Origin of the sequence: Rhodococcus sp. APC 3903 (assembly GCF_030407755.1) — a bacterium.
Classification (GTDB): Bacteria; Actinomycetota; Actinomycetes; order Mycobacteriales; family Mycobacteriaceae; genus Rhodococcus_F; species Rhodococcus_F erythropolis.
Map to the genome: position 1 here is coordinate 14,057 of NZ_JASDCV010000027.1, position 22,850 is coordinate 36,906.

15 protein-coding genes are annotated in these 22,850 nt (G+C 62.9%); 4 read left to right on the top strand and 11 right to left on the bottom strand.

What is annotated here, in order from left to right; genetic code table 11:
- Positions 1–4 precede the first annotated feature (4 nt).
- From QMA15_RS27800 to QMA15_RS27810, 3 genes are read right to left on the bottom strand one after another with little or no spacing between them, the layout of a single operon-like run.
- Positions 5–1,045: an NAD(P)-dependent alcohol dehydrogenase gene (locus tag QMA15_RS27800; protein WP_279163415.1), complete on the bottom strand. Its 1,041-nt coding sequence runs from the start codon at positions 1,043–1,045 to the stop codon at positions 5–7.
- Positions 1,042–2,196 carry a serine hydrolase domain-containing protein gene (locus QMA15_RS27805; protein ID WP_279163416.1) on the bottom strand — a complete coding sequence of 385 codons (1,155 nt, stop codon included), beginning with the start codon at positions 2,194–2,196 and terminating at the stop codon, positions 1,042–1,044. The genes QMA15_RS27800 and QMA15_RS27805 overlap by 4 nt, the downstream gene beginning before the upstream one ends.
- Positions 2,193–3,581, bottom strand: coding sequence for an NAD(P)-binding domain-containing protein (locus QMA15_RS27810; protein ID WP_175470368.1), 1,389 nt, complete (start codon positions 3,579–3,581; stop codon positions 2,193–2,195). The genes QMA15_RS27805 and QMA15_RS27810 overlap by 4 nt, the downstream gene beginning before the upstream one ends.
- A gap of 167 nt (positions 3,582–3,748) precedes the next feature.
- Here QMA15_RS27810 and QMA15_RS27815 point away from each other — a divergent pair, with 167 nt between their 5' ends.
- Positions 3,749–4,405, top strand: a complete 657-nt coding sequence (locus QMA15_RS27815) for a TetR/AcrR family transcriptional regulator (RefSeq protein ID WP_019745884.1) — start codon at positions 3,749–3,751, stop codon at positions 4,403–4,405.
- A gap of 19 nt (positions 4,406–4,424) precedes the next feature.
- On the opposite strand, the gene QMA15_RS27820 is transcribed toward QMA15_RS27815, so the two are convergent.
- Positions 4,425–6,011: a helix-turn-helix domain-containing protein gene (locus QMA15_RS27820; RefSeq protein WP_290287556.1), complete on the bottom strand. Its 1,587-nt coding sequence runs from the start codon at positions 6,009–6,011 to the stop codon at positions 4,425–4,427.
- A 171-nt stretch (positions 6,012–6,182) separates the two neighbouring features.
- On the opposite strand from QMA15_RS27820, the gene QMA15_RS27825 reads away from it, so the two are divergent.
- From QMA15_RS27825 to QMA15_RS27835, 3 genes are all read left to right on the top strand, one after another.
- A complete protein-coding gene (locus QMA15_RS27825; RefSeq protein ID WP_290287558.1) occupies positions 6,183–7,013 on the top strand; it encodes a siderophore-interacting protein in 831 nt (276 codons plus the stop codon).
- 74 nt (positions 7,014–7,087) lie between these two features.
- Positions 7,088–8,173 (top strand): ABC transporter substrate-binding protein, encoded by a 1,086-nt coding sequence (locus tag QMA15_RS27830; RefSeq protein WP_279163420.1) that lies wholly within the window; start codon positions 7,088–7,090, stop codon positions 8,171–8,173.
- A 258-nt stretch (positions 8,174–8,431) separates the two neighbouring features.
- Positions 8,432–9,019 (top strand): sugar O-acetyltransferase, encoded by a 588-nt coding sequence (locus QMA15_RS27835; RefSeq protein ID WP_037137108.1) that lies wholly within the window; start codon positions 8,432–8,434, stop codon positions 9,017–9,019.
- Between the two features lie 11 nt (positions 9,020–9,030).
- Here the strand turns inward: QMA15_RS27835 and QMA15_RS27840 are convergent, their stop codons facing one another.
- The 7 genes from QMA15_RS27840 to QMA15_RS27870 form a co-directional block, all read right to left on the bottom strand.
- Positions 9,031–10,578, bottom strand: a complete 1,548-nt coding sequence (locus QMA15_RS27840) for an ABC transporter ATP-binding protein (protein WP_021345952.1) — start codon at positions 10,576–10,578, stop codon at positions 9,031–9,033.
- Complete coding sequence (locus QMA15_RS27845; RefSeq protein WP_279163421.1) at positions 10,578–12,209, bottom strand: ABC transporter ATP-binding protein; 1,632 nt, start codon at positions 12,207–12,209, stop codon at positions 10,578–10,580. The genes QMA15_RS27840 and QMA15_RS27845 overlap by 1 nt, the downstream gene beginning before the upstream one ends.
- A gap of 132 nt (positions 12,210–12,341) precedes the next feature.
- On the bottom strand, positions 12,342–13,235 hold the full coding sequence (locus QMA15_RS27850) for a hypothetical protein (RefSeq protein ID WP_279163422.1): 894 nt from the start codon (positions 13,233–13,235) through the stop codon (positions 12,342–12,344).
- 46 nt (positions 13,236–13,281) lie between these two features.
- Complete coding sequence (locus QMA15_RS27855) at positions 13,282–15,054, bottom strand: sulfite reductase subunit alpha (RefSeq protein WP_279163423.1); 1,773 nt, start codon at positions 15,052–15,054, stop codon at positions 13,282–13,284.
- A 31-nt stretch (positions 15,055–15,085) separates the two neighbouring features.
- Entirely contained in the window at positions 15,086–20,554 is a 5,469-nt protein-coding gene (locus tag QMA15_RS27860; protein WP_279163424.1) for a glutamate synthase-related protein, read from the bottom strand.
- A 182-nt stretch (positions 20,555–20,736) separates the two neighbouring features.
- Positions 20,737–21,780, bottom strand: a complete 1,044-nt coding sequence (locus tag QMA15_RS27865; RefSeq protein WP_092765501.1) for a ParB/Srx family N-terminal domain-containing protein — start codon at positions 21,778–21,780, stop codon at positions 20,737–20,739.
- A 201-nt stretch (positions 21,781–21,981) separates the two neighbouring features.
- A complete protein-coding gene (locus QMA15_RS27870; RefSeq protein WP_134998980.1) occupies positions 21,982–22,842 on the bottom strand; it encodes a 3-hydroxyacyl-CoA dehydrogenase in 861 nt (286 codons plus the stop codon).
- Between the last annotated feature and the right edge of the window lie 8 nt (positions 22,843–22,850).

The following is a 22,850-nucleotide window of genomic DNA, read 5'->3' on the forward strand; positions in this document are numbered from 1 at the left end:
AAGATTAGGGTACGAGCACTGCGCGTCCGGTGACCTTGCCGTGTTCGAGACGGTCGAGTGCGTCGCGGGCATCAGCGAGGTCGAAGCGGGCTACTTCTACCGTTACCAGACCGGCCTGTGCCAGGGCGATGGAATCGACGAGGTCGTTTCTGGTGCCGCCATAGGACTTCCGGATCGATGCGCCCCACGGCCAGCCAGGTCCGCCGGCAGCTTCGGCTGTGATTCCCGGGTTTCCGCCTCCGAGACCCACCATGCGATACGCGCCGTTCGGCGCAACCGCTTGAACGGACATCTGTGCAGTTGCGTCGATACCGACGAAGTCGAAGATGACTTCTGCGCCTCTGGCCGACGTGAGGTCGAGGATGTGCTGCGCGGTGTCCGGTCCCGATTCGAGCGTGATGTCGGCGCCGCAACGTTTGGCGAGATCGCGTTGATCCTGTCCGACATCGACGGCGATGATGCGCACGGCACTGATTGCGCGAAGTATCTGTACTGCAACGTGACCGAGTCCGCCGACGCCGATCACGACGGCGGTGGCACCGGGCTGGAGATGTTCGCGTGCGCCGCGAATGGCGTGGTAGCTCGTCAGTGCTGCATCGGCGAGCGGTGCGGCCTGCAGGAAGTCGAGGTCTCCGATGGGTACGAATGAGCGAGCCGGGATCTTGACGTACTCGGCCATTCCGCCTTCGGGACCGAGCCCGGGGCAGGGCGGCATCGCGGTGCGTCCAGCGGCGAGGCACATGTTCTCGTTGCCGCTCATGCATTCTCGGCACTGTCCACAGGACCAGCACAGGTAGACGACGCCACGCTCTCCGACGGAACGGCCGTCGACGCCACTCCCGACGGCTTCGATCGTTCCGGCAATTTCGTGGCCGATGGTCAGCGGTTCTTCGCGCATCTTGTACGGAAAGTGCAGGAGATGCAGATCGGAGTGGCAGATTCCCGCTGCGCCCACCCGAATCAGCAGTTCCGATGGACTGATCTCGGGGATCGGCACGTCGTTGATCTCGAGGAGACCAGGCCCCATGAGCTGAGCTGCCTTCATGAACTGACCTCGCTGATCTCGGAGTTGTACGCAGCGCTCAGATAGGCGTTGCTGCGGTCGGACCCGATCAGACCGGGTGCCATCTTGTTCATGACGTAGGCGAAAGTCATCCGACGGTCCAGATCGTTGACCAGCATCGAGCCGCCGATACCGGCCCACCAGCAGGCGCGTCCGTCGGGAACCAGGGGTGCGGTATCCGGGTGCGGCAGTCCGTATCCGATGCCGAACTTGAGCGGAGTCATGATCCCGAGGTCGATACCGTCGGCTTGGATCTCGAAGATCAGGTCGATGGTGCTCTGCGAGAGCAGCTTCTGGCCGTCGAGCACACCACCGTTCGAGATCACGGATTGGATCCGAGCGATAGAACGTGCGTTGCCGTGGCCGTTGACTGCGCCGATCTCGGCCTCCCGCCAGGGCGCGGTGTTGACCTCGGGATAGTCGAGCAGTGGGCAGGTCAGGGTCTTGATGAAGATGCTGTCCTGGTCGAGCGTGGACAGGTCGAACTCCAACGCGGGCGGCGGAACCATGGTGGCTATTCGACCGAAATGCTCTCCGGACGTGCCGATGTGGAAGTCGGCTCCCAGTGGACCGGCAAGCTCTTCGGCAAAGAACCTGCCGAGGGTCCGACCGTCGATGCGACGAATGACCTCACCGACGAGATGGCCGTAGTTGATCGCGTGATAGCCAGACGCCGTACCTGGGGTCCACCAAGGCTTCTGGGTAGCGAGGCGAGCGGTGGACGTCTCGAGGTCGTAGATGTCCTTCAGCTCGATCGGGCGCTCCCAACCGGAGACGCCAGACGTATGCGACAGAAGGTGGCGAACTTCGATGTCATCCTTGCCGTTTACCGCAAAGTCGGGCCAGTAGTGAGCAACCTTCTGGTACACGTCCAATTGGCCGCGTTCGACCAGCAGGAGCGCACACAGAGCCGTCATGGTCTTGGTGATGGAGAAGGTGTTGACGATGGTGTCCGGGCCCCAAGGAGTGGTACGGGATTCGTCGGCGTATCCGCCCCAGATGTCTACTACGGCTTCTCCGTCGACGGTGATGGCGATGGAGCCACCCAACTCCTCACCGGATTCGAGTTGCGCCTCGAAGGCGGTGCGGACGGCTTCGAACTCGTTGTTGCAGTGACCGTTCACCGTGCTCATGCGCGATCCGCCTTCTCGAGTTCGTGTGCTGCTGCACGCGCCGCAACAGGTAGTTTGTTCCCCGAGGCCGCGGCACGCTTGGTGCCCTTGGCAATTTCCTTGTTCATGTTGCGGACGTACGGGTCGAACTCGAGCTGAATGGTGTGGCGCGGTGACTTGTAATAGGGGGCGAGGAAGTATGCCTCGTCGGCCTTGGTGATCTCCTGCATCTCGTTCGCGGACGGCAGTTGGTATTTACCGGTGAGGTAGGCCGCGACGAGCTTGCTCTGCTGCTCGGCGAAGTTTACGAGCGTCGGCATGGGCTGAGCGAGTCCCATGAAGAAGAGGTTGTCGATTCCGGGCTTCATCATGCGTTTGAAGAGTGGGAATCGGTTGTCTTTGTCCGGCAGCAGGTTCGGGTCGTCGAAGAAGGGGAAGCTGATGTTGTAGCCGGTGGCGCAGACGACCACGTCGACGTCCTCGGCGGTGCCGTCAGCGAAATGAACCTGCTTTCCGTCGAGTTTGGTGATCGCCGGCTTGAAGGTGATGTCGCCGGACCCGGCGCGTCCCAAGAACTCGCCACTGGCTGACGGATGTGCCTCGAAGGGGCGGTGGTCTGGCTTGGGTAGTCCGTAGCCCTCCATGGTTCCCAGGTTCTTGCCGAGGAATCGACGACTCAGGAACAGGCGCAGCCCCCGAGGCATCCAGGGCGGGGTGATCAGTTTGTCTCCCGGCACGCCGCCCAGGTATTTCGGCAACACCCACACGCCGCGGCGCGCCGAGACGATGAGCTTGTCGGCGAGGTATCTCTGCCCCAGTTCGGAAGCAATGTCCAAGCCTGAGTTCCCCATTCCGACCACGACAACTTTCTTGCCGCGCATGTCGATCGGATCGAACGGGTCGTTGTAGCTGTGGCTGTGCATGAGGACGCCGTCGAACTCGCCTGGGTAATCCGGGATGTTGGGATCCCAGTGGTGACCATTGCAGACCATCAGGACGTCGTAGGTACGGACTTCGCCGTCCGAGCGCGTGATAGTCCACAGTCCGTTTGCATCACGCTCTGCAGCAACAACACTGGTGTTGAAGATGATCGACTCACGTAGGCCGAAATGCTCGACGTAGTCCTTGAAGTACTGGAAGAGTTCGGAATGGTGGGGGAAATCGGGAAGGTCGGCAGAGACCGGGAAGTCCTCGAATGCCAAGCGCCACTTCGACGTGTCGATATGCAGGCTCTGGTAGCAGGCCGACATTCCGTTGGGGTTCTTGTAGTACCAGTTTCCGCCGACCTCGTCGGACGCTTCGTAGCAGTCGAAGGGTATTCCGAATTCCTTCATTCGCTTGGCCGTGGTGATTCCGGTAGGCCCGGCGCCGATGATGCAGACGCTCGGCAAGGGGGAGGGGCTCATTCGCCATCGCTTTCTGTTCTGTCTCGGGCGTGCGCGAAGAAGAATCGAAGCCCGAGAAGTGACTTGAGTCATAGTGCGCCATTCGCTGACGATGTGTCAATGAATGACGCAATGTTTTTCGATGACGGTGAGTCGGTGATTTGCCAGGAAGTCGAAATGCGAGCAAGGTGGGCGACGTGAGCACGACTACCGATGGCCCGAAGAACAGGCGGGGAACCCTTCGCGACGAGCAGAAACGCGCGACGCGGGCCAAACTCGTGGACGCCGCACGCACTCTGTTCGAGGAACGGGGATACGCGGCTGTCACGGTCGACGACATCTCCTCGGTCGTCGGATGCAGTAGAGCCACGTTCTACGTGCATTTCGCCAGCAAGGTGGAGATGCTCAAGACGATCGGCGCGGCCGGGATGGCGGCGAGTGCGTTCGCTTTCTACATCGATCTCGATCGGGTCCTCGACACGAACTCTCGCGTGGAGTTCACTGCGTGGCTGGAGCGTGCCTTCGACTGGTTCGACGAGAACAAGCGCCTGCTGCCGGCGTGGGACGAGGCCGTGGCACTCGAACCGGAGTTCCGCGAGACAGCGCGAGACGGTATGACCGAACTACCGAATGCCATGCCCAAGTATCTGGGTCGGTGGCCGGTGGAACAGCATGACGAGGCGAGGTTGCGCGTCGAATTGCTCGTGAGCCAGCTGGAGCGATTCTTCACACGCTGGGCCGTGCAGGGGACGATCGACGTGACTCGGGTGCAGGCGGCCGAGGTTCTGACCGACATCTGGTTCCCGGCCCTGTCGCCGGAATCCAAGGGCGGCGACGAGCGGTAGATGTGAATCCGACGGAGGTTCACGGGTCGATGAGTCCTTCGGGAGCGCCCCGCCACCCGCGGCGCTGGTAATCCCGCGGCGACATGCCGTGAGCCGCGATGAAGACCTTGGTGAATCCGGACGCGTGCGCGTAGCCGAGTCGACGGGCAGTCTCTCCGGCCGCGAGGCCCTCCTCGAGATAAGCGCGGGCGAGGGTCATCCGCAACTGACCGCGCCAGCGCGGGAAGCTCTGGCCGGTGGCCGCTACGAAGTCTTTGAGGAGCATGTCCTCGTTGACGCCGAGCCGAGCGCTCCAATCCGGCAGCGTGCGCGAATCGGCGGGGTTCTTCCGGAGTGCGGCAAGGATCGTTTCGACTGGATCGGCCTGATCGCCGCTGGGTAGGGGCACTGCCGCGGCACTTCGAATCAGCCTCGCGATCCGGGCGGGGTCGTGGATCTCGGGGCGCAGGTGGGTGTAATTCGCGACCACCGTGTGCAGCAGATACGCCTGCGCTTCGCGCGTGAAGTGCAGCACACGTGGGGGCGGTGCGGTGACGGGAGAGGCGCCCGGCTGGGATCCGAGGGGAAGTAACAAAGAGCCTTCCGCGATCTCGACGCTGTTGCGCACTCCAGCGGGAAGCCACATCGCGTCACCCCGTCGCAGATTCCAGGTTCGGTCGCCGAAAGTGACCCGGGCGGAGCCTCGGTAGATCCAGACAACGACGTGAAAGTCGTTGACCCGTGCCCACGTTCCACTTGCGGGGATCGTCGGGGGTGCTGGTGCCGATCCTGACCGGGCGCCTTCTTCGGACAACAATGCAACGCCCTGTGCCAGGGTCTCGTCTTCACGGGGCGGCGTCGGGCGCCGGTTGGCGCGTGCGTAGTCGGTGGGTGTCATGCCGGTGTGTTCTCGGAAGGCGCGGGTGAAGCCCGCGGGTGTCGCGAATCCGACCTGGCTACCCGTCCAGCCGATTTCGCGGCCGGCGGCCAGATATGAGGTCGCTGCCGCGATCCGGGCCGAAGTACGCCAGCGCACGAATGACAATCCCGTTTCCTCGGTGAATCGGCGCTGCAGGGTGCGGACACCGATCTTGAGTTGCTGGGCGAACCGGGAAAGTTCGGTGTCGTCGGATGGCGTCCGCAGCAGCGTGCGTGCGATCTCGAGGGTTTCGGCCGAGCGTGGCAAGCGCGGTGGCGAGTATGACGGGGAGTTGTCGTCCGCGTCGGAGTGAACACCCGCGACAAGCTCGATCAGTCCGGCTCCCGCTGCCGTCTCACCCCGAAGAAATCCCAAGTTGTGCGCGAATTGGTGGACGAGCCAGTCCTGCCAGTCTGCTGGGATCTCGAAGTCGATGACCCGGTTCAACGCGGGCGGCAGGTCGGCCGCGGGCAGTGGGATGGGAAATGCGACCGCGCCCGGATCGACCCGGATGCTGTACGCGATTCCCGCCGGTACCCAGATTGCCGCCCCCGCAGTCACACTGCGGGTACGGCCGCTGATCTGCAATTCTGCGCGCCCGGTATGTACCCAGAACAGCAGTGGCTCGCGTTCATTCGCGGTCGAGGCGAGCCGAGCAGCGGGGATCTCGGGGACTTCGCCTGCGGGGAACACCAACCGTGGTCCCACGATGCCCTCCCGACGTCGATGCATTCTCTTCCAGCCGACCGATGAGTGTAAGAAGTCGGCACGCACGGATAACCCTAACTGATTAGGGCAGGCTAGCTTTATTTATTGGCCCTCCCGTCGTGATCGAACGTGGGCCGGACCCCCGTCTGTGCGCTTCCGAGGAGACTTTCCGTGCCCCGAAACACCCGTCCGACAACGGCGTACCCCGTTACCTTGCGTGAACTCGAGGTACATCGGGTGACAGAGGTGACGCCGGGCATGTGGAGAGTGACGCTCACCGGAGCCCAACTCGACACCTTCACCAACGCCGACGGAATTGCCGAACCCGCCTTCGCGAGTACGGGCTTCGACGACGACATCCGGTTGCTGTTCACCTACCCCGGCGAATCCGACCCGGTCCTGCCGGTAATGGTCGACGGCAGTGTGACTTTCGCTGCGGGGCGCCGTCCGCTTGCCCGCGCATACACCGTGCGCCGCTACGATCCGCAAACAAGGGAACTCGACGTCGATTTCGTCGTTCACGGCGACGGAGTGGCTACCACCTGGGCGCGGGACGCCGGCCCGGGCGACCGAATGCACATCGCGGGCCCCTCTGTATCGCAGGGACTCCCGGAAGATTACGAGTATCTGCTGGCCGTCGGTGACGAGACCGCGTTGCCGGCGATCGCACGTCTGCTCGAGGAATTGCCCGCCGATGCCAGGGGGCATGTGTTCGTCGAAATTGCGGACTCGGCTCACATCCAATCGGTGCGCGAGTTGTCCGGGGTGAGTGTCACGTGGTTGACGCGCGAGGGGGTCGAGCCCGGCGCTACTACTTTGTTGCTCGACGCGGTCAGTGCTGCCGAATGGCCTGACGGACGCGTATTCGCTTGGCTTGCAGGCGAACAGGCGACGGTTCGCTCGCTTCGGCGTCATTTGATTCGTGATCGAGGAATTGCGAAGACCCACATCGATTTCACCGGCTACTGGAAACGCGGCGGGGCCGTTCGGGCAGATTCCTGACCTGGCTCCATCGCTCACCCAACACCCTTCACCTCAGCAACACCGAAAGTGCTCGATAACACCGAAAGGCAGAAATGACAGTCCTGCGCACCAGACGATCACGGATCACCGGACTGATCGGGGCCGCGCTCGCCGCAGCGCTCCTCGTAACCGGGTGCTCGGCCTCGGCCGAAGACTCGAAAACGGCATCCTCTCCCGGTTCGGAGGGGAACGCCCTGCCCGCTGCGGAAGGAACGACTACCTACCCGCTGACCCTCGAATCGCCATACGGTACAAGTATTCTCGAGAAGCGACCGGAGCGGATCGCCGCCATCGTGCCCAATGCCGTCGACACGGAAATGCTCCTCGCGCTCGGCGTCAAACCCGTCCTCTCCTCGTCGATGGTGAAGGAATCGGCTTCCCAGTCGTACTTGTTGCCTTACGACGCAGAGGATCTCGACACCTTCGAGTTCGCGATGGGCGGAACACTTCCCGTCGAAGCGATCGCCGCGAGCGAACCGGACCTCATCGTCGCCGTCGGCTGGGCTGACGGCCTGGGTGGTTTGTCCATGGGTGATTACTACGAGCGTTTGTCCTCCATCGCACCGGTGGTGACGAGCCCCGACACGAAGTCGCGGATGCTCGTGCCGTGGAAGGAGTCGATCCGTGTTCTGGGCGAGACCCTCGATCTCTCGAATACGGCTGAAAAGATTGTGGCAGAGCATGATCAGTACTTCGCCAAAGTGCGTGAGGAGAACCCGCAACTCGCGGGTCTGACTGCGACTTGGGCGATCTTCTACGGCACCGGCAATGGGCTGCAGTATCTTTCAGCGCCAGGTTCGGCGCCGGCAACATTCCTGGGTGAGCTTGGTTTCGCCGAGAATCCGCGTGCGAAGGAGTTCGTCACTCAGAGCACGGTCGGAGAGGAACTTCTCGAGAACATCGATGCGGATTTCCTGCTGATCGGCCGCAGCGCCGCTGGCAGCGAAGAGGATTTCGACAAGCTGACCGGCGGGAAGCTCTTCCAAGCACTCGGCGCTGTGTCCTCCGGTCATTGGGTTGGTCTGCCACCGCGTACCGCAGATGGCGGCGACGTTCTGTGGGCAATCACGAGTGGTGGTCCGATCGGAACGATGTGGGCGGCTGAACATATCGTGCCGCTCATCAGCGCGAAGCTGTAGACGGACAACTGGAGAACGGAAAGCACTCACCCGTCGCCACATGATTGTGTGGCGACGGGTTGTTCGAACAGAAGGTATCCCGGGTTGGGGTCACCGATGGACAAAAAAAGTCGCGCAACCTGGGGTGATCGGTCCGGCGGTAAAGGTGTGCGATCTCGTTCGCCGTCCGGGCTGCATTGGAGCCGCCCTGTTATAGCGCTCGATGGGGTGCGGTGTGCCCAGTCGGAGTGCGGTGGCGCGGTGTGCGACGATCCGCGGGTGGGAGAACAGGCGGATCGGCTTGCTCGTGGCGAGTGGTATCTCGATGATGACGAGCTGCGGGAACGGCGGCTCGAGTGTTGGCGTCGGCTCGACTCGTTCAATGGGGCTGCGGCGGACGACGATGCTGTCCGCTCACGGGCTCTCGCTAGCCTTTTTGGTGAGGTAGGTGACGGAGCTTTGGTGGTGCCGCGGTTCCAATGCAGCTACGGACACAACATTCGGCTTGGAGCCAACGCATTCGTCAACGCGAACGGGTTCTTCATGGATGATGCGCTGATCACGATCGGTGCGGACGTGAGGATCGGGCCTGGAGCCCAGCTGATGACAGCGTTGCACCCTGTCGATGATCATCGACGGCGCCGCGAGGGATGGGAGCGAGCCGCTCCGATCGTCATCGGCGAGAACACGTGGCTCGGTGCCTCCGTCACCGTCGGTGCAGGAGTTTCGATCGGTCATAACGCCGTGATCGGTGCCGGAAGTGTGGTTTTGCATGACATTCCCGATCACGTCGTTGCTGCTGGATCGCCTGCAAGGGTTGTCCGTCGTACACCTGCCGAAGTAGAAGGACTGCAACGCGAGCACTAGGGCTTGCGATGTCAGAGCGTGATCGTGCGGGTGGGCTCCCAGATGGCGGGGTCGCGGTGGGTGACGACGAAGACGGTAGCCGCCAATTCCCGCACGGCGCCGGCGATGCGGCGCTCGGTGCCCTCGTCGAGAGCCGAAGTAGCCTCGTCGAGCACCAGGACGGGAGCGTCTTTGAGGAAGGCGCGAGCGATCGCCACCCGCTGACGTTCGCCACCGGAGAGAGCGGTTCCCTGGTGACCGATGTCCTGATGAATGCCGAGCGCCGAGCGGTCGAGAACGGCGCCGAGGGCAGCGCGCCTTGCGGCGTCCTCGATCTCGGTTTCGGTAGCGCCCGGTCTTCCCAGTCCGATGTTCTCGCCGAGCGTGCCCGAGAACATGAGTGGATCTTGTGGCACGTAGCCGATGTGAGTAGCCAGGTCGTCATATGGCAAGTCGCGCAATGAAACTCCACCCAGAGTGACGCTGCCTTGGTCCGGGTCGTCGAAGCGCATGAGCAGCCCGAGAAGGGTGCTCTTCCCCGTACCCGAGCGCCCTGCGACGAGAACACGCTCCCCGGCGGGGATCTCCGCGTTGATGCCGCGCAGAACCGGAGCGTGGTCCACTCCTACGACCTTGATGTCAGTTCCAACAGGGCGCGCGGCGTCCTGGGACGCGGGCTCGGGTAGTGCGGGAGCCGAAGTCGCGGCCCGATAATCGCGAACCGTTGCACGCAGTTCATTGACTCCGATTCCGGCCAGAGCGAGTTCGTCGAGCGGGGCAGCGGCGCGGGCGGTGAGGATGACGAGCGCTAGAGCGGCTGCGGGATCGTCGAATCCGGTGGCGGCGAGGAAGATCACTGCGCCTGCCAGCGGCACAATAGTGGCGATCGCCGAGATGAATGTCGCTGGTGCCGCGGCGAGATTGGTCCGTGCAAGCGCGGTTTCCTGATCCCGCCAACTTCTCTCGATACGTTCGACAGAACGTGTGGGACCGGCTGCCGTGCGCAGTAATTCGAGATGATCGGTGAGCTCGAGAGTCGACTGCGTTGCTGCGAGTTCGGCCTCGTGCCGGCGCGCGTCCGCTTGGCTGAGAGCGCGTTGGGCGAGCGTCTGAGCCGCGAGCGACACTGCGAGCAGTCCGCCGACCAGCAGCATGACGCCTAGCCCCGCGACGACCGCGATCCCAGGAAGCAGGAGCAGCGGAATCAGCGGCGTAACGAGGAAGGTCTGAAGTTGGTGCGCGGGAACGCTCATCAGTGACGGGATTCCGCGCCCGGCGACGGTGGCGAGCAGCGCCCGGTTGTCGTCGGTGAACCACGACAGCTTGGTGCGGGCGAAGGCGTCGCCGAGCGCATCGTAGAGATCGCCGACGAGTCGAGCCCCGGTGAAGTAACCACCCCGCGAGACCAGGACGGTCACGAAGAGAGCGATTGCGGCCGTGGCCAGCACGAGAACCGGCGACCGGTGATCAGCGATCGAGAGGGCGAGGGTGGTGTACGCGATCGCCTCGAGGACAGCAACGGACACCCAACCGAATCCGATGGTGATCAAGCGGCGACGGGCTGCATTGGCGCTGTTCATTATTCGGCTCCAGTCAGGGCGGCATTACGCGAGGCGGCGTTGTGCGAGTTGGGACTGTCGAGGTCGAGTCGATCGTCGGCGTCGTCTGCAAGAGCAGGGTCGTGGGTGACGATCACGATCGTCTTCCCTTCAGCGTGCGCGAAGTGGCGCAGTTCCTTCAGCAGTTCGGCCGCTGTCCGATCGTCGAGCGCACTGGTCGGCTCGTCGAGCAGCAGTACTGCTGCGGGTGAGAGGAATACCCGAGCGAGCCCGACTCGCTGACGTTCTCCGCCGGAGAGTGAAGTGGCGTCGGTGTCGAGGCTGATGTCGATCTGTGCCCGGCGTAGTGCGGCGTTGTATTCCGCGTCCGTTGTATCGGGGGCGGACAGTGCGATGTTCTCGCGCACCGTGGCCGGCAACACGTCTGCGCCTTGGGGTGTGAGCAGAATGGACTGTGGCCGCAGGTTCTCGTCGATCGTGAGGACGCTCTGGCCCGCGTAGCGGACGGTACCGAGTTCCGGGATCTCGAAGCCGGCCAGTGCTTTCAGGAGCGTCGACTTGCCCGCTCCACTCGGTCCCGTGATCGCAGTGATCGCGGCTGGGCGGAATGCATGCGTGACGCCGTCGACGACTCTGCGGTCCGCGATCATGACAGTCAGGTCGACGATCTCCAGGCGGTCGGAGGGACTCGACGCCGGAACGGTGAGTGCTTCACCGGCAGGGAGGGTGGGTTCGTCCAGGGCAGCGGCGAGCCGGACTGCAGCAGCGCGTCCAGCCGCGACGTAGTCGAGGCCGTGCCCGAGCCGCAGGGCCGGTGTCACGATTGCGAGGCTGAAGAGAATAGTGGCGGCCAATGTCGTTGCATCCCAGCGATATCCGACTGCATAGGCGATCGCGAACGTCGCCGTCGCCTGCATGAGGGCAACCGCGACGGCCGCGGGGGTAGCCACGAGTCGAACGCGCTCCTGCATTCCCCGGGTGAACCGTGCTGTCGATTCTGCATAGTCGGCGGCAGCGCCGGTCTGCGCGCCGTAGATCCGGCAGACGTGGATACCGCGGGCATAGTCGTCCACGGCGGTCACGATGCCGCCCATGACATCCGCACTTTCGGCGCTGTGCCGAGCGGCCATTCTGGGGATTACGAACAAGTAGAACAGTGCTGCCACGATGCCGGGAGCGAGAGCGAGAAGCGCTACGGGGCCGGCTGAGGCAACCAGTACCGCGATCGTGACCGCCGGGACCACGATCAGTGTCGCGAACTCGGCCGGTAGGTGCGCAGTCATATGGTGCAGCGCCGAGATGTCGTCCGAAACGAGCCTCCTCAGTGCGTCTCCGCTGTAGCGGGACAGCGTGCTTGCGGGCAGTCGAACGAGATGAGCTGCGAGCTGGCGTCGAAGCCTGGCCTCGAAGAGCGACTCGGCGTGATGCGAGAGCCACGACGACGTGGCCGCGAGCGTTACCCCGGTGAGCCACAGCCCACATGCCCACCCGGCCCAAGTCATCGACGGTTCACCGATGAGTTGCACGACGCTCCAGAGCGCACCGAGCATCGCGACCCCTGACGCTGCCGCCGCGAGCACCCCGGCGGCCAATGCAGGCAGCGCCGGGCGCAAAGCCGGGACCAGCGACGGTTCGACGAGAGGGCGGGGCATGGATAACTCCTTGAATCAGCGTCCGCGTGCAGACACGACAAATGACCGAAACCCAAGGCTAGGCTTCGGTCGTCACGTCCAGTTATCGCGATGCGCCGATTTCTTACACCCGAATGGGTCGTACTTCGGTCTTCAGGATGCGGCCGAAATTGAACTCATGACGTCTTCCCATACGGCCATGACCGCGGATTCGGTTGGGCCAGTCTGAGTGAACACGGCTACGCACTTGCGGCGGAAGTCGTACACCTCGACAGACGTCGTCAAACCGTGCACTCCGTGGGTGCAGGTCAGCCAACACTCCGAGACGCCGTTCAGATCGATCATCGTTCGGCAGGTGTCCGAGGCTAGAGTCAATGTCCCGCCGAACATGGCTGCGGCGTCGAGGTGACCGCGGTGAATCTGCAGGCAGCCGTTGCCGGCGACGACTGTCGTGACGGGTAGTTGATGGTAGGACAGGTGCTCCATCCCGGCAGCCATGAGGTGAGGATCGATTCTCCGGTAGCCGAGGGCACCCAGAGCGACCAAGCCGCTACGACGTTCGCTGCCGCTGTCCGCGAGGATGAAGTCGAGCTGTGTCAGCTGATCGGCCTCGGCCCAAAAGGCGGGAGTATTCGATGTCTGGGCGGGAGGGCTTGTTTCCCTCACAGTGTTGGGCGCAGTTCGCATCGCTTCGAAGGCGAGACGATCCGAGGTCGGGGTCAAATACGTAGTGTGTGAACTCGATCCGTGGGTATCGAACATCCGAAGCGTCGGGGGCAGGTGCTGTTCTGCGTCAGTGGTCACCACCGAACCGAGGGCGGAAGGCTTCAAACGTAGGGAGACAAGTCCCGGCGTGCAGACCAGCGGATCGCCGGGAACTGTTGGAACGGCGTACTTGCCCGAGTCGTTGACAGCCACCGGACCTGCAACGGTGATCGCTACGGCGTCGTCCAAGAGCGGCAACATTTTGCCGACTACCTCAGGTGTGGTGTCGATCAGTCCGCCGCGGAACCCTGGACGCGCAAGCAGTGCGTCCAGGTCCGACATGCGCGCCAAAGCTGCGCAACGGCATTCGCCACGGTGCGGGCACATCTCAGTAGACATCCCGTAGATACCGCTTCGATCGTTTGAGGTTGTTGACGTAATCCTCGGCGGCGTCCGCATCCAACCCACCGTGCTCGGCGACCACCTCGTGCAACGCGTCGTCGACGTCCTTTGCCATCCGGGTCGCGTCGCCGCAGACGTACACGTGCGCACCGTTTTCGAGCCAGTCGAACAAGTCTCGGCCATGCTCGCGCATACGAGTCTGGACGTAGACCTTCTCGGACTGATCACGCGAGAATGCCAGATCGAGACGCGTCAGGACACCGTCACGGGTCAGACCGTTCAACTCGTCCTCGTAGATGAAGTCACTCGACTGATGCTGATCGCCGAAGAAAAGCCAATTCTGCCCCGACGCGTTGCGTGCGCGACGCTCGTGCAGGAAAGCACGGAAGGGTGCGATACCGGTGCCGGGTCCGATCATCACGACGGGAGCAGTGTCATCGGCAGGTAGGCGGAACGAATTGTTCTTGGAGACAAAAACTCCGACCCGATCTCCCTCGCCGACGCGGTCCGCCAGGTACGTCGAGCAGACGCCGCCGCGGTCCCGCTCGCCCGAGCGGTAGCGCACACTCGCTACCGTCAGATGCACGGTGCCGTCGTGGGCCAGCGGGCTGGAGGAGATCGAATAGACCCGATGTTGCAGCGGGCGCAGAAGTGCAAGCAGATCTTCGGGATTCAAGCGAATGCTGTTGTCGAACTGCAGGAGATCGAGAACGTCCTTGCCCCACAGCCACGCATCGAGCGCTTCCCGATCTTCCGTGTCGAGAATGTGCTGCAGTTCGGCGTCGCCACTGCGTCGGGCGATGTCTTCGATCAAGTCGCGCGAGGGAATCGAGATCTCGTAGTCGCTGGTCAACACCTGGTCCAACGGTGCGGACGAGCCGTCCTTCGCGGTGACGACGTAGTCACTGCTCGCACCGAGCTGAAGGATGATCGCCTCGACGAGAGCGGGGTCGTTGATCGGGCGGATGCCCAATCCATCTCCGGCCTCGTAGTCCAGACCGTCCTCGCCGAGCGCAAAGGTGAAGTGGCGGACTTCCTTGGCGGAGTCCTCGCCGGACAACAGTCGGTTGGCGAGGACGGTTGCAGGATAAGGGTTCTTGCGAGTCCACTGGGACTTGGTCTTCGTCGGAGTGGACGCAACCGGCGAGGCAGCGGCCCCCGCATCACCGTCGACACCGGCTACCGCAGCGACCGCCCGAACGATCCACTCGGCCGCCGGATCCTCGTAGTCGACGTCGCAATCGGTGCGGTCGACAACCCGGGACCCGCCGAGTGCTTCGAATCGGGCGTCGATGTTCTTTCCCGACTGGCAGTAGCCGTCGTAGCTGGTGTCACCGAGTGCGAGTACTCCGAAGTAGAGACCCTCCAGCCGGGGCGCACTCTCGGATTCGACTGCATCCCAGAACAGCTGCGCGTTGTCAGGCATCTCGCCCTCGCCGTAGGTGGAGGTGATGACGAGCACCCGGCGCATGGCGGAAAGTGCATTGATATCCACGGTGTCCAGACCCGCGACAAGTGGTTCGAGACCGTGGGCACGAGCAGCTGCGGCCGCGTCTTCGGCCACGGACTCCGCGTTGCCGGTCTGGCTTCCGTAGAGGATGTGCACTGCCGCGCCGGCAGTTCTCTCCACTGTCGCTGTTGCAGCACCGGTTTGACCGGGCATGACAGTTCGTGAGTGTAGACCGGCCAGGAATCCGGAAAGCCACGCGCGTTGGTCGCCGGTGAACGGTGCGTATTCGGGGATGAACGGGATTTCCATTTTGAAGCTCACCTACGTTCGGGGGAGGAGGTCAGGACACGAGGTCGGGGATCGTGCGCGAAGCGAACAGTTCGTCGAAGTTCGGCAGCGATCCGAGCTTGTCCCGATTCTTGTTGTCTTGAAACAGAATCCACCCGTACGTCGCCGGGCTGTCCATGGCCAACACGTTGCGCAGGCTCAGCGCCTGTTTGTAGTCGTCGACGCGCTTGGCTGCAATCAACGCAGCCAACTGTTCGTCGTCGTAGCCGGCGAGAATCTCTTTCGAGTACTTGACCAAGTGCTGGACGAGGGCGAAGTCCTCGGTCAGCACCAGGTTTCGGGCCGCCTTCTGCACTGCTGGATCGTCGGGTCCGGACGCACCCGGCGTGCGGGCGGCGGCGAGTTGTTGTGCGAAGTGAAGCACGGTGTACGCACTGAGCAGCGCATACATTGTCGCGGTATCGGTCTCGCCATAGGCGGGGACTGCTCCGTTCAGTGCGGGGCGCCCATCGCGCACTGCGAGTTTGAACGTGCGGACCTGACGTGCTGCGATGGCGGACGCCAATTCTTCGAGAAGCTCTTTGTGCGACTTCGCAGCCAGGATTGCATCGCTGTCCTGGTAAAGCATCAATGCCTTGGGCATGGCGTAGACGAACGAGTGCTGTTCGACTTCCCAGTTCTCGAGTAGTCGGGTTCCGAGCGCGGATCCCGTTGCTTCCACATGCAGTTCGAGCAGGAGTTGTACCGCGTGGTTGTGGACGGCGGCCAGAGGATCGGTCGCAGCGGTGATCGAACCCAGCAGTACGGAATCGGTACTTGCTCGCAGTGCCAGTTCGCCGCGAGGGTCGTACTGGTAGAAGAACCCGCCGCTCATGCCGTTGCCGACACCCTTGCCGAACTCGCCGAGATTCACGACAGCACCGTTGGTCATGTACTCGCCGGCGAAGTCGCCGACACCTTCGACGACAGCACTGGCGCCGGAGTTGCGAACGGCAAAGCGATCGCCTGCTTCACCTTCGACGAACACTCGTCCGCCGGTGGCGCCGAAGAGCGCGAAGTTGCCGATCAACACGTTTCCGCCGGCGTCACTGGAGCCGCCGCCTGGGCTGCGCACGGCAATCACACCGCCGCTCATGCTCTTTCCGACACCGTCGTTACATGTCCCGGTGTGTTCCAGGTGCATGCCGTCGTTGCAGAATGCGCCGAACGAGAGGCCCGCAGATCCGGTCGTCAGGACGCGAACGCTGCCCGGAGCCAGATATCGTCGCCCACGCTCGTCAGTCAGTACCCCCGGAGCGAGAAGGCCGGCCGCTCCGTAGTTGAGTTCGCGTTCGAGGTCGATCGCCAACTGCCCACCGACGCTCTTGTTCCGGTTACCCAGGTGTAGTGCACCTTCGGCGAATTCAGGTCCGGACACGGCGACCGAGGCCTCGCCACGGTTGAAGAGCACCGTGCGAACCTCGTCCATGATCTTCTCGTCGAGCGCGTACTCACGCTCGAGGTACACGGGATTGTCGACGGTGATGTCCGGGGCAGACTCGAACATCGCGTCCAGATTCAGGTTGCCGACGATGGACGGGTGATCGAGCAGATGCAGGAGATCAGTTCGACCCCGCGCTTCCTGAAGGGATCGCATTCCCAGATTCGCGAGCAGTTCCCGAGTTTCGTGAGCGATGTTGAGAAGGTACTGCGCCATGGCGCGGGGATCGCCGTCGAACAGTTCCGGGTTGGTGGTCAGACCGGCCGGACACTTGATGTTGCAGTTCTTGGCCATGACGCAGCCCATCATCATCAGCGCAGACGTACCGAACTCGAAGCTGTCTGCGCCCAGTAGCGCGGAAGTGATGATGTCGCTGCCGGTCTGATGCGCGCCCGAGCATCGCAGAACGACTTTCTGGCGAAGGCCGTTGGCACACAAAGCTTGATGGACCTCTGCGATACCGACCTCGGCCGCACGGCCCGCGTACTTGAGGCTGGTCACCGAAGCGGCGCCGGTGCCACCGGTGTTTCCGGCGACGTTGATGACGTCGGCGCCGGCTTTGGCGACACCGACGGCGATGGTGCCGATTCCTTCCGAGGACACCAACTTCACGATCACCCGGATACGCGCTGCCTTGCAGTCGTGTATGAGCTGAGCGAGGTCCTCGATGGAGTAGGTGTCGTGGTGCGGCGGAGGCGATACCAGTTCGACGCCGGGCGTTCCGCCGCGGGCGGCAGCAATGTCTACGGTGACCTTGGCGGCCGGAAGCTGCCCGCCCTCACCGGGTTTTGCGCCCTGGCCGAGTTTGATCTCGATCTCTTCGAGCATCGGGTCGGCGAGGTATCCCGCCCAGATTCCGAAGCGTCCGGATGCAAACTGCTTGATGCGCGACGCACGAATCGTGTTGTAGCGCGAAAGGTGTTCGCCGCCTTCGCCACTGTTGGACATCGCGCCGACCATGTTCGTGCCGTGAGCGACGGCTTCGTGCGCCGGAGCGTTCAGTGCGCCATGACTCATGGCACCCGACGCCAACTTCGGGGTGATGTCGCTGGCGCTCTGTACCTCGGAGAGAGGAACACCTGCCGGTGCGACCCTCAGCTTGGACAGGAACTCTGCCCCGATGCCGGTTGCCCTCAGCGCAAGATCCGGTGTGATGGCTTCAATGGTGATATCGGCGGCAAAGGTGGCGCAGAGAGCGTCGCCGAGCGCTCTTACTCGCGCGCTGTCACCGGCCAGTGGACCGTCCAGGCTAAGCGTGTACCGGTCGTCTGCGGCGGATTCACACTGGACTCCGCGCATCACGATCGTAGTGTTGCCGCGTACCGAGAATCGGCTGATCTGCTCGGCGAACTCGGCTGTCGTAACCGCAAACGTGACGTCGGCGGGAACAGAGATGACGTCGCGCAACGCTGCGGGCCGACGCGATCGTTCCGCAGCCATAACGGTAGAAAAGTCCCGGTACCCCGCGGTGATGTCGAAGTCGTCGATTTGTTCGGTGGTCAACCGGTCGAAGCTCGTTGCCCGGTAGGCCCCGGCATCGAGGCGGAATGCATCGTCGAGTCGCCCGAGCGGAAGCAGGCGTAGAGCATCGAATTGTTCGGTACCTGAGGGACTGTCGAACGCGATCTTCTCTTCGGTGAGTTCGACGTACTTGCGGACTGCGGTGGTACCGAACGAATGCCCCGCGCCGTCTGCGCGCTCCTTGAACAGGCCGAGCAGTGGCAGGTCCTTTTCACCCTCGACTTCACTTGCACGCTCGTGCCACTGCTTCGAGGTCACCGCGACGGTGTCGAAACCGACGCCACCCACCGGTGACTTCATGTTGGGGAACCACTGGCGCAGAACAGGGTCGGACGTATCGAGGAAGTTGGGTTCGAAGAATTCTCCGCCGATGTAGCTCTCGACAGTGCACAGGCCGACGCGTCCCATCGTCTTCATGAGGGACTTCTCGGCAGCCTTCGCGAAGCGTCGGAAGGCGGCATCCGGGTCGGCAGCGAACTTCTCCTCGGCTCGCAACTGAACGGACAAGGGGTAGACAGCGGAAGCACCGAATCCGAGCGCAGCGGCAACGTGGTGCGAGGACTCGATCTGGCCACTCTCCACGATGAGAGAGACACGCAATCGCAGGCCTGCGTCGATGAGGCGTTGGTTCAGTGCTCCGACGACCATGATCGCGGGAAGCGTTGCGCGCTCATGAGATACGTGCCGGTCGGTCAGGACTGCGATTCCGCCCTGTTCGGCCGCGAAGGCGACAACCGCGTCGCCGAGCGCGGTCATCGCGTCAACCATCGCCTGCGCGTCACCCGCGGCGGGGTAGAGCATTTCGAATCGGCGATGCGGGGTGTGCTTCTGTTCGCGGATCTTGAGCATGTCCAGATGCCCGAGGATCGGCGACGAGATGACGATCTGCTTGGACTGTCCGGCGGTCATCTTCGCGCCCAATGCAACCCGGAGGGTCATGCCGTCCGCTTCCCGGATGCTGTCCAGCGGAGGGTTGGTGACCTGGGCGAATCGCTGCGAGAAGTAGCGTGCCACACCGCCTTCACGATCGGAAAACGCGTTGATGGCGTTGCCGTAACCCATGGCCGATACCTTCTCGGCTCCGTGCGTGAGCATCGGATCCATCAAGAATTTGAAGCTCTCCTGATCCAGGGAGTACGCCATGTAGCGCTGATGAACCTCGAACGTTCCGTTGTAGCGCGTCGGTGAGCTGACCTTCTCCGCAGGTACGGCGGGAATGTCTTCGATCAGGATTCGTGACTGCTCCAGCAGAGACCGGTAGTCGCGTTGTGCGGCGATCTTTTCCAGAGCTTCACGGGCAGTGTAGGTATGGCGATCGCGATGATCGAAGTACAGCATTCCGCCGGCCTCGACGCGGCCACGGTGGATCACCGTCTCGGGTGCGAACGCGATCTGTCCGGCTTCGGAGAATGCGCACACGTAGTCGTGTGTCTCGATCGTGCGAAGTGGACGCAGGCCGAGGCGGTCCAGGCGGGCGCCGATGATGGTGCCGTCGCCGAACACGAGCGCTGCCGGTCCGTCGTTCTTCTCCTCGTACAGCGAGAAGTACTCGAACATCGCACGCACTGCGGGGGAGAGAGTGGTGTCGTTTTCCCAGGCAGGGGGCATCATCGAGACCACAGCTGTCACCAAATCGACGCTGTCCTCGATGACGCGTGCTTCCAGAGTCTGATCGAGTCGGCAACTGTCGGACTGACCGGGCGGACGGACGATCGCACGTCGTTTTGCGCTTGCCACCGCTGCTTCGGAGAGCCGATTCTTCTTGTCGGTGTTCAGTTCTCCGTTGTGAGCCATGAATCGGAACGGCTGCGCCATCGTGGGATGCGGGTCCGTGTTGGTCGAGAACCGCGTGTGGAAGTACATCGTGTGGACAGCGTGATCGGGGTCGACCAGGTCGCGGAAGTACGGGATCACTTCGTCGGAGTTCAAGCGGCCCTTGAGAACCTGAGTCCTCGCGCTGAGGGACAGTGGGTACAAACCGCGTAGTGCAGGCGTGTTGTACGCGATTGCCTCGATGGCGAGCAGGGCCTCGTGCACGAGGCGATCGACTACCGCAGGCTCGGGACGCGGAGTGGGGACCTCGAAAATCCACTGCCTGACCGGAAGTTGATGCGCGATCGCGGCCGGCCGAATCGCCGAGTTGTCGACCGGGACGTCGCGCACTGCGAGAGTGGTGAAACCGCGATCGAGAAGTTCACGTTCGACCAGGGCGGCAGCGCGAGCGTGCTGGGCGTCGTCGTCCGGAAGGAAGAAGTTGCCGACGCAGAAGCGTCCGGCGCGAAGGTCGGGGCGCCCGGTTACCTTGCGGAAGAACCGGAGGGAGAGGTCCACCGAGACGCCGCCGCCGTCGCCGACGCCCTCGGAGGACATACCGCCGCGGTGCGGAACCGAGCAGAGCGCTTCGCGGCCCTTGATCAGGACATCGTGGGTCTGCACGCCGTCCTTGCGCGTGATGAACCCGACCCCGCAGCTGCTCTTGTCATCTGCGGGGTCGTACAAACCGACGATGGACGTGCTCACTGCAGCAACCTTCTCCCTGTCCTGGTTGCCCGGAGATTGTTCGACCGGGCAGATACGACGGCATGGTTTCCGTCAGGGCAGGGCGTCGCTGCTTCGATGAAGCGGCACCCGAATGGGATCAGACTACTGAGTAGAGGCTTACCTTAGTCAAGTCTGCTGGGTGTGACTTGGATCCGAGCAGGTCAGAGGGTTGCTTTGTAGGCAAGTGCGTAGGCGATCTTGCCCGGCTTGTCGTCTGTGTACGGCTTCGACAGCTTTGCGAACTCGCCCTTTGACTCCGCTTTGCCGTCGTTCCAGGCCGGCAGGACTCCGAGATCGGTAGCCGTGAACCCGCTGTCGACGACGGCATCACCCGCCAACGCGGTCTGTGCTTTGGTCACCGACTTCACGGTGGCCAGGTAGCTGGAGAGGTCGTCGCGATTCCAGTTGGTGAGGTCGACGGGCGCGGCGTCGCGGACCCACGCACCCCAGTAGAACTCCTGGAACGGAATCGTGCCGGCGGCGAATCCGATGTCGCGGGAGAAGTACATCAGGCTGCGGTACTTGTCGTCGGCGAAGTTGGCCAGGCCGACGCTCTTCGGCAGGGACTGGACCGGTACCTGGTTTCCGTCCACGTCACGCGACCAGACCCACTTGTTCTTTTCCATCTCGGTCCAGAAGGCGCCTTCACTCAGGCCGCTGAGGTTGCCGAGAACCCGCAGTCGCACGTGCAGGTCGGGGCCTCCGTCGGCCGTCTCGATGAAGGACGTGAGGGTGTGGTGACCGTCGGTCAGGTAGAGATCGCCGCGGGGTCCGACGACCACGGTCTTCATGGGCGCGATGCTCTCGGCGGTTTCCTGACCCACTGGAAGCTGGCAGGTGAAGGACGACGGGTCCTTCAGCGTCGAGGCAGGAGTAGCGGTCGCAGCCTGGATCTGGCCGTTCGCCTCGCACCAGTCGTCGAACTTCTTGTTGATCGTGTCTTTTCCGAGCGTGTATCGCCCGAGCTTGTAGTACACCTCGTCGTAGCCGAGGGAAGGCTGCGTCGCATGAACGTCGCCGATGCGCACGTCCAGAAGGTCACCTTCTTTGGCGCACAGGTACTCCGAGCCGCCGGCGGAGCCTGAGAACGAACCGGTGGAGATTCCGCCACACGCGAGGGGAGCGGCGACAGCGGGTGTGCTGACCAGTGTTCCGGCGCCGAGCAGTACCAGTGTTGTGAGTGCCGAGATGGCGGAACGACGCATGTGGGGATCTCTCCTGAGGATGGGTTCGCACGTGAAGAAGCTTGCGTCACAATCGCTCAGGGTGGTTTCGGACTTACTGACAACAGACGTCCGCGCGGTGGCTACCACGTGAATTCACGTCGTAGCCACCGCGCGGTGAGCCTGTTGGTTGATCAGCTCTGTTGGTTGATCAGCCCGGCAGTTGATCAGCCCGGCAGTTGATCAGCCTTTGTAGTTGTAGAAGCCCTCGCCGACAGCGACGCCGAGCTTGCCTTCGTCGATGTAGTTCTTCTTGATGTAGTCGGCGAACGCGCGCTGCTTCTCGCCGCCCTGGGAGGAGATGTTGTAGACGGTGGTCAACCCGACGACATCCATGATCTGGAAGGGGCCGAACGGGGCTCCGGTGCCGATACGCCACGTCTTGTCGACCATGTCGGGATCGGCGATGCCGTCGATCAGCAGGTCGGATGCTGCATTGAGGAGCGGGACCAGGAGCGAGTTGAGTACGTAGCCCGCCTTCTCCTTCTTGAGTTCGATCGGCACCATGCCGATGTTCTTCGCGAATTCGACGACCTCGTGGTACACGGCGGGGTCGGTGGACTCGGTGCCCATGACCTCGGCAGTGTTGTTGACCCACACGTGATTTGCGAAGTGCAGTGCGAGGAACTTCTCGGGGCGGCCGGTGAACTCCTTGAGGTCGCTCGGCAGAAGCGTCGAGGAGTTGGTTGCGAACACCGTGTGCTCAGGAGCTACTGCGGCGAGCTTCTCGTAGGTGTCGCGCTTGATGGCAATGTCCTCGGGAATTGCCTCGATGACAAGATCGGCCTTGGTCACGGCTTCGGCGAGGTCGTACGAGTACGTAATACGTTGTAGCGCTTCGTCGGCCTTGCCTTCCTTGGCCCCGTCGACGTTTTCGGCCTTGTAGGCCGCGGCCAACGAGTCGAACCGAGCCTTGGCCTTCTCGATGACCTCGGCGTTGATGTCGTACGCGACGACGTCGAATCCGTGATAGGCGGTCTGATAGGCGATCTGCGAGCCGAGAACTCCGGTACCCAGAACGGTGATCTGCTTCAGTTCAGTCATTTTCGATC